13 protein-coding genes and 2 pseudogenes are annotated in these 13,398 nt (G+C 38.5%); 4 read left to right on the forward strand and 11 right to left on the reverse strand.

Annotated features, from left to right (window positions below; translation table 11 throughout):
* Positions 1-41: 41 nt before the first annotated feature.
* The 9 genes from AACU32_RS19230 to AACU32_RS19270 form a co-directional block, all read right to left on the reverse strand.
* Entirely contained in the window at positions 42-905 is an 864-nt protein-coding gene (locus AACU32_RS19230; protein WP_096602372.1) for a DUF1206 domain-containing protein, read from the reverse strand.
* Positions 906-1,037: 132 nt separating this feature from the next.
* Positions 1,038-1,430: a peptidoglycan-binding domain-containing protein gene (locus AACU32_RS19235; RefSeq protein WP_096602374.1), complete on the reverse strand. Its 393-nt coding sequence runs from the start codon at positions 1,428-1,430 to the stop codon at positions 1,038-1,040.
* A gap of 43 nt (positions 1,431-1,473) precedes the next feature.
* Positions 1,474-1,989 carry a PRC-barrel domain-containing protein gene (locus tag AACU32_RS19240; RefSeq protein ID WP_096602376.1) on the reverse strand — a complete coding sequence of 172 codons (516 nt, stop codon included), beginning with the start codon at positions 1,987-1,989 and terminating at the stop codon, positions 1,474-1,476.
* Positions 1,990-2,029: 40 nt separating this feature from the next.
* The gene (locus AACU32_RS19245; RefSeq protein WP_096602378.1) at positions 2,030-2,878 is read right to left on the reverse strand and encodes a M48 family metallopeptidase; all 849 of its coding nucleotides are present in this window, start codon (positions 2,876-2,878) and stop codon (positions 2,030-2,032) included.
* A gap of 36 nt (positions 2,879-2,914) precedes the next feature.
* Positions 2,915-3,748, reverse strand: a complete 834-nt coding sequence (locus AACU32_RS19250; protein WP_096602380.1) for a hypothetical protein — start codon at positions 3,746-3,748, stop codon at positions 2,915-2,917.
* 108 nt (positions 3,749-3,856) lie between these two features.
* Positions 3,857-4,660: a hypothetical protein gene (locus AACU32_RS19255; RefSeq protein WP_096602382.1), complete on the reverse strand. Its 804-nt coding sequence runs from the start codon at positions 4,658-4,660 to the stop codon at positions 3,857-3,859.
* A gap of 151 nt (positions 4,661-4,811) precedes the next feature.
* Positions 4,812-5,474 (reverse strand): hypothetical protein, encoded by a 663-nt coding sequence (locus tag AACU32_RS19260; RefSeq protein ID WP_096602384.1) that lies wholly within the window; start codon positions 5,472-5,474, stop codon positions 4,812-4,814.
* Positions 5,475-5,771: 297 nt separating this feature from the next.
* Entirely contained in the window at positions 5,772-6,341 is a 570-nt protein-coding gene (locus AACU32_RS19265; RefSeq protein ID WP_096602386.1) for a DUF3611 family protein, read from the reverse strand.
* A 349-nt stretch (positions 6,342-6,690) separates the two neighbouring features.
* A complete protein-coding gene (locus AACU32_RS19270) occupies positions 6,691-7,062 on the reverse strand; it encodes a response regulator (RefSeq protein ID WP_096602387.1) in 372 nt (123 codons plus the stop codon).
* 174 nt (positions 7,063-7,236) lie between these two features.
* Here AACU32_RS19270 and AACU32_RS19275 point away from each other — a divergent pair, with 174 nt between their 5' ends.
* The 3 genes from AACU32_RS19275 (at position 7,237) to AACU32_RS19285 (ending at position 11,063) form a co-directional block, all read left to right on the forward strand.
* Entirely contained in the window at positions 7,237-7,923 is a 687-nt protein-coding gene (locus AACU32_RS19275) for a DUF4118 domain-containing protein (protein ID WP_339378083.1), read from the forward strand.
* 156 nt (positions 7,924-8,079) lie between these two features.
* Positions 8,080-9,882: a response regulator gene (locus AACU32_RS19280; RefSeq protein WP_096602389.1), complete on the forward strand. Its 1,803-nt coding sequence runs from the start codon at positions 8,080-8,082 to the stop codon at positions 9,880-9,882.
* A gap of 89 nt (positions 9,883-9,971) precedes the next feature.
* Positions 9,972-11,063 carry an AI-2E family transporter gene (locus AACU32_RS19285; protein ID WP_096602391.1) on the forward strand — a complete coding sequence of 364 codons (1,092 nt, stop codon included), beginning with the start codon at positions 9,972-9,974 and terminating at the stop codon, positions 11,061-11,063.
* Positions 11,064-11,545: 482 nt separating this feature from the next.
* Here the strand turns inward: AACU32_RS19285 and AACU32_RS19290 are convergent.
* Both AACU32_RS19290 and AACU32_RS19295 read right to left on the reverse strand, forming a co-directional pair.
* Positions 11,546-11,824 (reverse strand): annotated as a pseudogene (locus tag AACU32_RS19290) (DUF2254 family protein); the annotation flags it as partial.
* Positions 11,824-12,854, reverse strand: a pseudogene (locus tag AACU32_RS19295) (mechanosensitive ion channel family protein). The pseudogenes AACU32_RS19290 and AACU32_RS19295, both read right to left, overlap by 1 nt.
* Before the next feature lie 205 nt (positions 12,855-13,059).
* Between AACU32_RS19295 and AACU32_RS19300 the strand changes: the two are divergent.
* The gene (locus AACU32_RS19300) at positions 13,060-13,398 is read left to right on the forward strand and encodes a peptidoglycan-binding domain-containing protein (RefSeq protein ID WP_339378084.1); all 339 of its coding nucleotides are present in this window, start codon (positions 13,060-13,062) and stop codon (positions 13,396-13,398) included.

Below are 13,398 nucleotides of genomic sequence, written 5' to 3' on the forward strand. Positions count from 1 at the left end.
TCCAATCTTTGCCATAAGGGTAAACTTGATGATTTAAATAGTTAACGCAAATTTATATCTTTAGTAAGATTTCGATAGCGAGCCTCGATTATGGAATACATACCATAAGCAATCAAACCTAAAGCCACCACACCTAAGATCCAGGGGCCAAAAGGTTGCATTGCTAAAGCTGACAATGCACCACCTAATCCTCTAGCTTGAGTACCATCTAATTGAATGGCTGCTAACATCATAAAAATGCCGATGATCGCAAAAACAATACCACGGGCAGCAATTCCAAATCTACCTAGACGTACTGCCCAAATTTCCTCAGTCAGACTCATTTGAGCAAGTTTAAAATAACGACGAAATTTGCCTGTGTATGCTTGATAAAGGAAAGCAATCCCAACAATAATTACAGTTAAACCTAAAAGCAAAACTAACCATCTGCCAAAAGGTTGATTGAGAAAATATATCGTCCAATCTTCGACGGAATCGCTATCGCTGCTACTTATACCAATAATTAGTTTTATAGATGTTACAGCTAAACTCAAGTAAGCGATCGCACTAAAAGCATAGCCTAGACGCTTGGCAATTCGTTTAGCACTCATTGTTTCACCGGAATGTTCGGGGTCGAGAATAGTTTGCACAAAACGCCAAAGTGCATAACTAATCAACCCAAGGGTAACGATACTCAGTATAAATTTACCGCAAGGTTGGGTGACAATCGTCTCTAGCGCACCGCTAGTATCTGTAGTTTTACCACCAGAACCAAATGCTGCCTGTGCTGCTAGTAAACCCACGATAAAATAAACTAAACCTTTTGCCCCATAGCCTAATCTTGCTAATCGCTCAACCCAAAGATAAGCAGCTACTTGTCTAACTGGCTGTTTAATGTTTTCCGGAAGTGGATCGCGTAGTGCCATATTGTTATTCAGGTTGAGTTAAGACTAAATATTTTGAGCCTTACTCAAAATTGATTCTGTTAATAATCTGGAAATTAGGGTATTTTTTTTTCATACCCAGAATCAAAAAAGATAACGCGGAAATTAAGCCTGTTAAAAGGGGCCAGGTAGAGGTGCTGCATTAGTGCTATTGCGTAATGCTTGCCACGTTAGCGCACCTACTCTACCATCACCCACCAATCTTTGCGATCGCTGAAATGCTGTTACAGCCCTAGCGGTTCTCAGACCATAAATACCGTCAATTGCGCCTTGATAAAATCCTAAATTTTGCAGAACACCTTGCACATCTGTTACCGCCTGTCCACGAGATCCAACCCTAAGAAACGGAGCATTCACGGGATTGTATCTAGAAAGCCTACCGACAATTGAGCCATTACTATTTACTTGTGCTTGAGCAGGTGCAAAATTGAAGGGTAGCATCCCGATAAATAATGCATAAATCAAGCCAAATCGAAAAATTTTTGAGCTAATAAATTGAGTATTCATACACTTATATTCCTCCAGGATGAACTACAATCAACAGATTGTTTCATATTCTTTTTCCATTTAAATTCTTTCTGTCTCTCATGTTTTCTTCATAGGTTCTGAAGTAGGGATCGGTTAGTTCATAAAAGTAAGGCTCCATTGTGTAATTGTAGGGAGCAGGAGCGCCAATCATGCCGAACATACCCGGCATTGCTAAAGGTACTAAAGGGCGATAAACTCCTCTAACTCGCTCTTCGTAATCATGATCAATTGCTAAACCTTCGCTAAATTCCGGGAGATTTTCTACTTGCTCTTTGGTTAGCCCAGATACAAATAAATGTTGCTTCTCATAGTTCAAACGAGCTAAACCTACAGGAAGCAGCACTTTTTTACCAAAAACCCAAAAGCCTGTATCAATGATGAAATACCGGAACCGACCGTCATCTTCATCAACTAGAATGTTTTCCACCGAACCTACTTTTTCATCATCGGCGTAAACATCAAAATTCTTGATGTCATTACCACCAAAAATTTCTTGAGCGTAGTTGGGGTTGTATTCATCAAGTTTGTACAAAGCCATGTTTTTTATTCCAATAAAATATATATAAATTGATTAATAATTAACTTAATGGTTGAATCTTTTCTCGATATATAGAATTATTTAAACCACCACTCAAATTAGTTTGTTGACTAGCAAGTTCTCTTCTTAAAGCAGTAATACGGTCAGTTGTTGCTGGGTGGGTACTCAAAAATGTGGGCAGAGTTGGCTGATTGAGTAGCTTTTGCATAAATGCAATCATGGCAGACTGAGCATAACCCGCACGTCCTAAAGTTCTTAATCCCCTTTGATCGGCTTCAAACTCGTCTTGCCGGCTATTGGGACGTTGTAGTGCCAAATCTACACCAATCTGAACTGCGGTACTGCGATCTAAACCAGTTGCACTAGCCAAACCACGAGCGATTGCTGTTTGTTGCATCTGTTCTATAGCATGGCGGCTAGCAATATGACCAACTTCGTGCGCGATCACGCTGGCTAATTGCGCTTCATTATCTGCGGCTTGTAGCAAGCCGGTAGTGACATAAACATAGCCTCCCATTGTGGCAAAGGCATTCACATTACTATCCTGAACTACTTGAAATTTATAGGGAATATTAGGACGAGTACTATTTGCTGCCAACCATTGACCAATTTGATTAACGTAGCGATTAATCTCTGGATTGCGATAAAGCTTGATTTCACTACTAACTAATTGCTGATTAATCTCCTTACCTAGCTGGACTTCTTCGGCATCGGAAATATTAGATAACTGATAGATTTGGACTCCTTGACGCAAGAGGTCAAACAGCGAAATTGCCTCAGCTTTTTGGGGTGAAGCTACACCAATACCAACCGCCACTACTCCTGACAGCAATAAATACGAGCAGCGACGAGAGATATTAAAATCAATGGAAGAGGAAAAACGTGACATAAAGCTGATGCCAGTTAATGAAGATACTTAGAATTTTTAAGAAGGATACACAGTTTCAGCAACTAAAACAGGCCTATTGCCATACTCAGTATCTAACTCTTGTTTCGCCTCAAGACTCCAAGTAAAGTTGTAGTCTCGCTCAATTTCAGCAGCAACAAAACGACGCAATTCACCGATTACTGATACTGTCTGACCTTGATTTATTGCTACTTTCGGTGGTGTTGTTAATAACACTAGTAAATCTTCTCCACCAAACAATTGATTTTCATCTAATGTTAATAAAATCGAACTGCGGATATTTGCCACGTTTCCCGTTACTGTAACCTTACGACCATTGTATTTTTCAGGACTTTGAATTATTTGAGCGGGTTCGGGTGAGAGCGCCAGATATTGAGCAATAATTGCAGGTTTATTAACGTACTCTTTGTAATATTCATCCTTTAGGTTTAGATTAAACTCTTGCTCAATGTTGTCAATTGCTAAATTGCGAACCTGACCAGTAACTTGAACTTCTATGTTTTGATCAACTGGTAGATCAAAAGGCACACCTGAAGCATTGACAACTACAATAGGTTCGTCGTTAAAGAATCGTGCATCCTTGACAGTGAAGGAACTTAAACCAATTTTCTGAATTGCTTTGCTTCTAATAGTCACAGATTTACCAATAAATTCGTCTGTATTATTAGCAATTTCAGATTTATTAGATGTGTTAGTGACAGTTGCTTCTGAATTAAAAAAGCTACCTCCTCTAACTAGCAAAGCCAGTCCTAGCAGGAAAATTAATACTGACACATGACCAAGCCATTCTAATACACTTCTCCTTTGGGAGTTGTCATTGCTTTTATTTTGCTTGGTCTTGAGGCTATTCATGGTAAAAAAGCTGTCTCTATCTACGGTTATTCAAGTTTTGATTGTTGTGAAAAGCCTAATTTTTGTCCACACTCAACACCCTGTGTTATGTTTCTTCTTTTCTATTTTCTATTGCGGAATTGCTGAAGGATAAACTTCATTAGCAACTAACACAGGTTTATTGCTGTATTCTGCTTCCAGTTGCTTCTGCAAAGTCAAATTCCAGTTTAGGTCATAATCCCGTTCCAATTCAGCAACAACAAATGGACGCAATACACCCGTGACTACAACTTTTTCGCCTTCATTCACAGTTCCTTTGGGAGTACCAGCGCGGATTACTAATAAGTCCTGTCCACCAAATAACTTGTCTTCATCTAAGGTGAACGAATTGGCATTTCTAATATCTTCTACTTCACCTGTTACTGCCAAGTTCTTGCCGTAGTATAGATTGGGATTTGTGGTAATTTCACCTGGTTTAGGAGCCAGTGCAATTGATTGAGCGATAATCGCAGGTTGAGTCTCATACTCTTTATACAAGTTTGGATCTAAACCCAAGTTGTAATTGCGATTAATATCTGCAATGACAAATTTATTAACTTGACCTGTCACTTGAATAGGCGTGTTTGGATCAGTAGGTAAATTAAAAACTTGACCTGAAGCGTTAACTACTATTATTGGTTCAGTGCCAAAAAATTGTTTATCGCTAACTGTAAATGTTGAAGGGCCTAGTTTTCTGATAGGTGTACTTCTAACCGTTACAGTTTTACCGATGAGTTGGTTTGTATTGTCTGCAACTTCTTCTGTAGTAACATTATTTTCTGGTACTGCGGCCTCGCGCTCTAAGTTGTTAGTACAAGCTCCCAGCAACGCTGTGGAGAGTGCTAAAGCAATAGCTGCTTTGGAACTCAAGTTAGTTTGAAGAAAGTTCAACATTTTCAAATCTCCATTTAAGTTAACTACAATATCAGGCTCATTTGATGAATGATTATTCAGAGATACTCACGTTGTTACTAAAGTTCTAGCGGTGAGTTATCAAAGGAACCTGATACTTTTGGTACTTTCCAAATTAGTGAGGAAAATTCTATTAATTCAAAAAGACTTGACCATCTCTTTGAATTCTTAAGACACCTTGGTCATTATTAAAATTAGTCGTTTCATCTAAGGAGACTGCAAGTGTACCTTGAGAGGTAGACATAGGCATAACTTTTAGTAGTCCACCATCTTGACGTACCAAAGTAATGCTGACGGGTGTTGGTAAGTCTTGGAGAACAAACTCTTGTCCACCTGTAATATAGCGAGGTTCTGTATAACCAATGGCTTGAAAAGAAATACCAGCATTAGTGTTATTTTTCAATTTCACATTCACTGTACCTGCTGTTGGTCTCACAGTTGCGTAGACACGAAGTGGCTTGTCGCCAGACATCGCACTTTGGCGATTTTCTGGAATCGGTGGTTGTATAGGTCTGACACCTGGACGAATAGGAACAACTATAATAGTTGGTTGACCTAATGTTTGTCTTTGCTGTTGCATTCTTAAAGTTGCAGCATTCGGCGGACATCCGGCGGGAACCATAACGCGATCGCGGTGTGGTTCTTCGTAGAAAATACTGGGACAAGGATTAACTTTAGGAGTTTGTTGTTGTGCTACTGCTGATAAAGTCATTGTAGACAGACTGATTATTAAACTGCCAAAAGCTGTTCCTGTTAATCCAATTTTCTGCAAATTAAAATGATTTAAATTGTACATAAATACCTCCTGATAATTTTATTTTTTAACTGTTTGTTGGAAAATTTTCATACTTGTCACTAGAGCCAAAGTGTAACTATCATTTAGGAAATTATCTTAATATTCCCAATTTAATCTAGATAAGATTGAGCTGCTCAACCAAAAGAGGAGACATGAAAACAGACTGTATTTTGAGACTAAATCCTAATAGTGGAGAAATCGAGGAGAATTCGAGTTGATTTAGAGAATATAACTTAAGTATTAGAACTAGTATGCCAATAGTAGTAGCTAGATGCATAAAACGAATACTGCACTTCGTTAATCTTCTAACCAATAGAGGAGACCCAGAGAAGTAACTCCACCAAAAAAGTGAGCGCCAATCATATTTACATTTGCTAACATGACAAAAATATCTAGTGAACGAATCAAGTTTTCTGGTTGGTAAATTGCCACACCTTGAGGTTGGGATAAGGCTTTTCCTAATATAATGGCAACTGTTTCTTCAGAAGCAATAAACGCTATTAATAGCCCTACCAAACTCACGATAAATCCAATCCATAAATTTTTAATTATGTCTTCCTTTCTGGGATGGTTTTGAGGATTTTGTGTTTGTAACAATTTCGCTAATTTCCTGTAACGGAAAGCCCAATATATCCGAAAGCACAGCAATAAAATACCAACAATAGCTAAAAATATGCCAAATCCTATACCTGCATTGTTTGTCTGAGTAGTAATGTTCCGGCTAAAGTAAGCCAATGACACAGCAATAGCTGAAATTAATCCTAGCAATAACTGTACCCAAAAACTAATTCGGCTTACTAACCGAAAAGTAACTGCAAATTCTTGTTTGCTGGGTGGATTGGAAAAGGATTTTAAATTATTTAACATTTACGCCTCAGACTAGTTATTTCATCAATAGTTCAGGGGAACTCTTTAAAAAATGTTGCAGATTTTAATTGCTTAATCTTGCAAATTTTATAGTAAAGCATATCCTATTAATTTACAGTTAAATTAAAACTAAAACCAAAAATTAACTATTTATAAATTAAAGATTAAAAGTGGAAAACTAGTGGAGAATATATATATTTTGCTTAAATTACTACTTGAGAAAGACCTTGCTCCAACTATAGATAGATTATTCGCTACGCAAATAAGCCATGAATTTATGGCAAGATTAGTCATGATTTCGGGCTAACAATAGCTAAATAGTCAATAATATTTCTGATTGATTATGTATTTATTTCAAAGCTGCTGCTACTTGAATAGCTAGTTTCTGAGGATTAAATGGTTTACTGATGATGCCTCTAATACCCATTTGAACAAATAAACGCTGGTCAAATGTACGCCCTCTAGCTGTTAATAAAATTACGGGTATATCTTTAGTTAGTTGATTAGCTTGCAGTTTCTGAAAAGTTGTCAAACCATCCATATCAGGCATCATTAAGTCCAAAAGTATGGCATCTGGTCGAGATGACTGAGCTAAAAGTAATCCTTGACTACCTGAAGTAGCTGTCAACACATTCCAACCACCCATTATTTCTAGACAAGTCTGAATCAATTGGCGGATGTCTTCTTCATCATCTATAACTAAAATTTTTTTAGTATCCATCGTTCTTATTTTAGTTGCTGTGGAAAATTATTATTTCTGACTACTTTAATTCCTAAGATCCACGATTTATAATTACCATACTCTTAAGATTGATTTTCAAAGGTAAAACTTGAAAGTGGAAAACTCGTGTAGAACCAACATCAACATCAGGGCATAATTTAGAGTTAATAAGCAATGTGGAGATTGAGGCGATCGCAACTACAAAGCTATAGCATTGTCTGCTTAAGCGTTCTACTGGCTTTACTGCTGACACTGCTTTTATGGCAGCTACACAGATTGAATTCTATTTACCCATTGTTTTTAGCTGCTGTCACGGTGAGTTCCTGGTATGGTGGCTTCAATCCCGGATTGGTAGCAACTTTTTTGTCTGCTATAGTCTGCGCCTACTTTCTCTTACCCCCTTTTGATTCTCTGGCTGTCAGTGGGTTTAAGGTAGTGGGGTTGGTTCAGTTTGTGTTAGTAGGATTGTTGATTAGCTCACTCAACTCTGCACTGCGCCAAGCGCGATCGCAAGCTCAGCAAAATTACGAGCGTCTACGTCAAAGTGAATATAGCTTGCGCCAAAGCGAAGAACGTTATCGGTTACTAGTAGAAGGAGTAACTAATTATGCAATTTTCATGCTAGATCCAAATGGTAACTTTACCAGTTGGAACATTGGAGCAGAACGTATTTTAGATGTTGGAGCTGGCGTAGCAATTGAAACTAGTGATGATCCAGACGTTGGTTTACTTTTAACTGGTGGTGTAGATGTGCCTTTAAATACTAACTTTACGGCAACAGCAGGAGTGAATGCCGCATTTTTAGATGAAACGGATGTGGGGCTGATGCTAGGAGTTGGTTACAACTTTACTGGATTCTAACAGTATAGAGCTAGGGAATTAGATCGGGGGCAACATTTACACTCAGGCTACCATTTACAAAAATATTCAGCATTTCTCCTTGCCTTTGATAGATGTTTAAGCGCGTAAAAATAGACATAATCTATCTGTGGAGATTGTTATTGGCAAAATATTTGAATGAGAATTCTCATAGTTGAAGACGATAGTTCCCTGGCTCAAGCTGTTGCAGCAGTTCTTACTAAACAACATTACGTAGTTGATATTGCTGCTGATGGGCAAGAGGCTTGGGAATTTGTGAATGTGTGTAACTATGATTTGATTTTGCTCGATATCGTTCTGCCCAAGCTAGATGGTATTAGCCTTTGTCAACAATTACGGCAACAAGGCTATCAAATGCTGATTCTTCTGTTAACTGCAAAAGATACCAAGACTGATAAAGTTATGGGTTTAGATGCAGGAGCAGATGATTACGTCGTCAAACCTTTCGATTTTCAAGAGTTATCAGCTCGCATTCGCGCTTTACTTCGTCGGGGAAATTCTTCTTTACCTCCAGTTTTAGAATGGGGAAGTTTGCGTCTAGATCCGAGTAGTTTTGAAGTAACTTATGATAGCCAAACTCTACATTTAACCGCGAAAGAATTTAGTATTTTAGAACTTTTTTTACGTAACAGCCAGCGCGTATATAGTCGGAGTACAATTGTAGACTTACTTTGGGGTGCGGAAGAAGATCCACCAGCAGCAAATACTATTAAGTCTCATATTAAAAGTCTGCGGCAAAAACTCAAAGCCGCAGGTACTAACTATGACTTTATTGAAACAGTTTATGGTATGGGTTATCGCTTAAAACCTTTATGCCAGGAAATCGAGCAAGAAGCAACACAAGAGCAGCAGCAAACTTTGTTAACAGCAGTTGCTCAGGCGCGGGAGGCATTCAAAGCTAAAGTTGGCTCCCGCATTGCTGTATTAGAGCAAGTAGCCAATACTTGCAGAAAAAGTACTCTTGACGCTCAACTGCTTCAGCAAGCAGAGCAAGAAGCTCATAAGCTAGTTGGTTCTTTGGGAAGTTTTGGCTTTATTGAGGGTTCACAATTAGCTGAGGAAATAGAAAATTTACTTGAAGGTAAAGCATTTATCTCATTATCGCAATGTTTACGCTTAGATAAACTCGTGATGCAGTTACAACAGGAGTTAGATAAAACTTCTGTTGAGCTAATAAATAGTGAACCTCGTCAAAATCTGCTATTGATAGTTAGCAAGGATACAGAAGTAGTAGAACCTTTAGTTAAAGAAGCTGCAACTGAGGGAATGGAAGTGAAGATAGTGAATCATCTTGCTGCTTTAGGTGATGCGATCGCATCTTCAAACCCCAATGCAATTTTACTTGACTTGAATGTTAGCGAACGCACTCAAAATAGCTTAAATTTCATAAAAGAGTTGTCTAGGCGATCGCCTGCAATACCTACATTAGTAATTACAGACAAGAATAATTTTCTTGAGCGTCTCGAAGTAGCGCGTGCTGGCGGACGCTCTTTTTTACAGAAATCTCTGCCACCCCAGCAAATTTTACAGGCTATTACTCAAGTCATACAACCAAATCAGATTACTGGTAAAAGAATCATGGTTGTTGATGATGAACCAAAAGTCTTCACTGATATACAAAAACATTTGGCACCTTGGGGACTAAAATTAAATACCTTGAATGATTCACGACGCTTTTGGGATATTTTCTTAGAATTTTCTCCTGATTTATTGATTTTAGATGTAGATATACCCGATATTAATGGCATCGACATTTGTCAGGTAGTACGCAATGAACCCAACTTTAACTCATTACCAGTGTTGTGTCTTATTGATAGTTTAGATGTAAATATTGTTGAGCAGTTATTTGCAGTTGGCGCTGATGATTGTTTGAGTAAGCCTATCCTAGGTGCAAAACTTATCAATCGCATTTTTTACCATTTAAAACGAACTCAACCTTAGGTAGATTTAATATCATTATTTTAGTAGCTATTTAAAATTACATAGATAGACAAAAATGCTAAAAATAACAGCAAATCTGGGGGTGTATTGTGGGGTTGGGACAATTAATCGGCTTTCTCGCTATTGTGATATCTCTTTACATTTTGTGGCAAATTCGGCAAATCCTGTTAGTGATATTTGCAGCCATAGTTTTAGCGACAATTCTCAATCAACTCGCGATTTTTTTCCAAAGATTTCGCATTAAACGAGGGATCGCCGTTACTATCTCAGTTGTGCTTGTGCTGCTTATTTTAGTTGGTTTCTTTGCCCTGATTGTGCCGCGTCTTGTAGAGCAATTGCAACAATTTAGTGATATTATGCCGATGGCATTAGAACGGTTGCGATCGTGGAATAACTGGTTACTAAATGTTATTCCTGACCAAATGCTAGAAAATATCCAAGGGTTGAGATATATAACTCAAAGTTTACAATCTTGGTTAAATCAACTAATTAATAACTTCTTTTCATTGATTAGTAGGTCTTTGAGCATTGCTTTAGGATTATTGCTTTTTGTTGCCCTCACTATCATGCTCTTAGTTAATCCAGCGCCTTATCGTCAAGGATTTATACTTTTATTTCCTGCTTTCTATCGTCGGCGGATCGATCAGATTCTTGACAAATGTGCAGCGTCTTTAACTGGCTGGATCAAAGGCACACTTTTGACTATGTTACTTATTGCCACATTGAGCTATGTTGGCCTATTAATTTTAGGAATACCATTACCACTAGTAAACGCTGCTTTGGCTGGATTGCTAGAGTTTATTCCCAACCTAGGCCCAACATTGAGTGTAATTCCACCTGCACTTTTAGCTTTGAGTGTAGCGCCTTGGAAAACTGCTGCTGTAGTAGCTTTATACTTTGGTATCCAGCAGTTTGAAAGCCTAGTTATACTACCGTTTATCATGAAAAGTCAGGCCGATCTATTGCCAGCAGTTACTTTGGTAGCAGTAGTAATTTGTGGTAACTTTTTTGGCTTTTTAGGTGTGTTTCTGGCTGTACCATTGGTAATTGTTCTGCAAACTTGGATCAAAGAAGTTCTAGTAAAAGATATACTCAATAATTGGCAGGAACATAAGAAAGATAATCAAGAACCACAACCTGTAATTACAGAAAATAAGCAAGCTAATTCAGTAGTTAAGTAACTGAGCTTTTATCCTAAACCTTGCTAATATCTCTAGATAAATTTCCAGTACAAATGCTCAATAATCCTGCCGTTATTCCTGGAAAAGGTAACAGGAGCTAATACAATTTTAAGTTTAAAATTTTGGATTTTAGATGGGTAACTCCCTTCAGAAAAACAAGTTTGCAGACTAGTGATTTTTGTTTATTTGCTCGTCTATTCATATTTAATACCTTCGACTTTACGCTTGATAATTCAGGTAATTTTAGACTTCAACCTTCAGTTGACATATTACCTACCTCTATGAGTAATTGAATACTCAGATGTTGTATGAGTATTTGTCCATTATTGTAATGCCCAAAGACTAATTAAAGCTGCTAAACCAGCCCCTAAAGAGTCCATAATTAAATCGATGATGGTGTCATCTAAGCTGCCAATTACTTCAGTACTCAAAATTTTGCCAGCCGACCATTCTATAACCTCCCATACAGCACCGATGGCAATACCAAAATTGGACGCAGCCAGCTGAAGGGCGACGATTGTAATTGAAAAGGCTGTAGCAGCAACACTCACCATCGAACCTGCAACAGCTTCAAGTAGCGATCGCGCTCCGTCGGCACCACCAGTATAAATCCACCAGTAATTAATATCTGCATTGCCAGAGCGGTCAAGACTTAGCATAATGAATGCCAAAGCTGTAGCTGCCACCGCCATCACTGCGGGAATAAACCAGTAACTGGAGTGGAGCTGATCCCAAAGCTTGCTTAACTTAACGTTTCTTATTATTCTTCAAATTGAGAATCTATTTTGCCATTCCCATCATTAGAGGAACGTTTTTGCGCCAGGAACCTAAGAGAATCGCTGATGCGGCGAGGTTTTGGTACTTCCCGATACCAGCCGGCCAACCTTCACGCTGACGGGAGCGTAGACGCGGAGCGGCTTGTCGCCAGACATCGCCATCTGTTTCTTCGGTCTGGTCATGAAATAAAATTTGTTGGGTTGGGAAAGGTAGATCTATGCCATTGGCAGTGAGGGTTTTCTTGATTGCAGTTAAGACGCGATCGCGTGAAGTCAGATCGTCTGCTCTTCGTGGTGGTTTAATCCACCAACGGGCGCGGATATTCACAGTACTTTCAGCTAATTCCATGACCAATACATCAGGCGCAGGATCTGACAACACCTCATCGACACTCTGCATTGCTTCGAGAATTAATTGCTTGGCTCGGTCAATATCATCACCATAACCAATACCCACATCATACTCTAAGCGGCGACTGTCAAAGGCAGTATTTACAGTCACAGAATTAGTGAACAATTCAGAGTTAGGAATCACAATCCGCCGACCATCATAGGTTCTGATTGTGGTGGCGCGTGTCTCAATATTTTCTACAGTTCCTTCAAAATTTTTAAAGACTATTTGGTCATTAATTTGAAAAGGTTCAGTGAGTAAAATTAAAATTCCTGCTAAAAAGTTCTGCAAAATATCACGGAAAGCAAAACCAATTGCTACCCCACTGATTCCTAAAAGTTGCACTAAATCGCCTGCTCTAAATGTCGGTATCACAATTGATAGAGCTATAAAAAGTCCTACTAAAATTGTTGTACCCTGTGCTAAACGTCCTAGTACCAGTCCTAAATTACGAGCTTGACGACGGTTACGTGTTACTCGTTTGACCAGTCGCTTAATTGCCCTAGCTATGATAAAGAAGATGACAAAGACAATTAATGCCAACACCATATTACGAAGCAGTGTAATAAATCCATTGATCATGCCTTGAATTTGCTTCCAAACTACGGTTATTTCTGCATTCATGTTAATAAAATAATGGGTGTATTTTTCTGATTTAGTGCTTACGCTGGCTGTAACTAGCCAAAAATTTTAAAGAAACTACCAGCAATAGATTATGCTTTATTGCTGGTGGATATCAATAAACTTTTCTCATCAATGCATTTGCGATCGCTATGCAAAATTGCGCTGAAATTAATGCATCTGTTGACGCTTATCAACAATTTCTACTGTGGAATCATTGCTGGTAGTGGGAGTATCTACAGTTCTTAGGCGATCGCCATACATCTCATCGGCTCTAGAAGGAGTGCGATCGGGAGCATTAGAGATGTTATGTGTTTTCCAATCACGAACCCCACGATTTCTGAGAATCGAACCAGCACGCTCAATTTCAGCTGTTAAGGATATCCAAGCATTTTTGAAACAGCAAGGGTATTATACGGGTGCAGTTGATGGCATATATGGTTCTGCAACTGCTGCATCTGTAGAAGCATTCCAGCAACATTATGCCAATTTACAAAATGATGGCATTGTTGGTCGAAATACTTGGAGTACCATCGAATGGCACTAA

This window comes from Calothrix sp. NIES-2100 (assembly GCF_963875285.1).
GTDB lineage: Bacteria > Cyanobacteriota > Cyanobacteriia > Cyanobacteriales > Nostocaceae > Aulosira.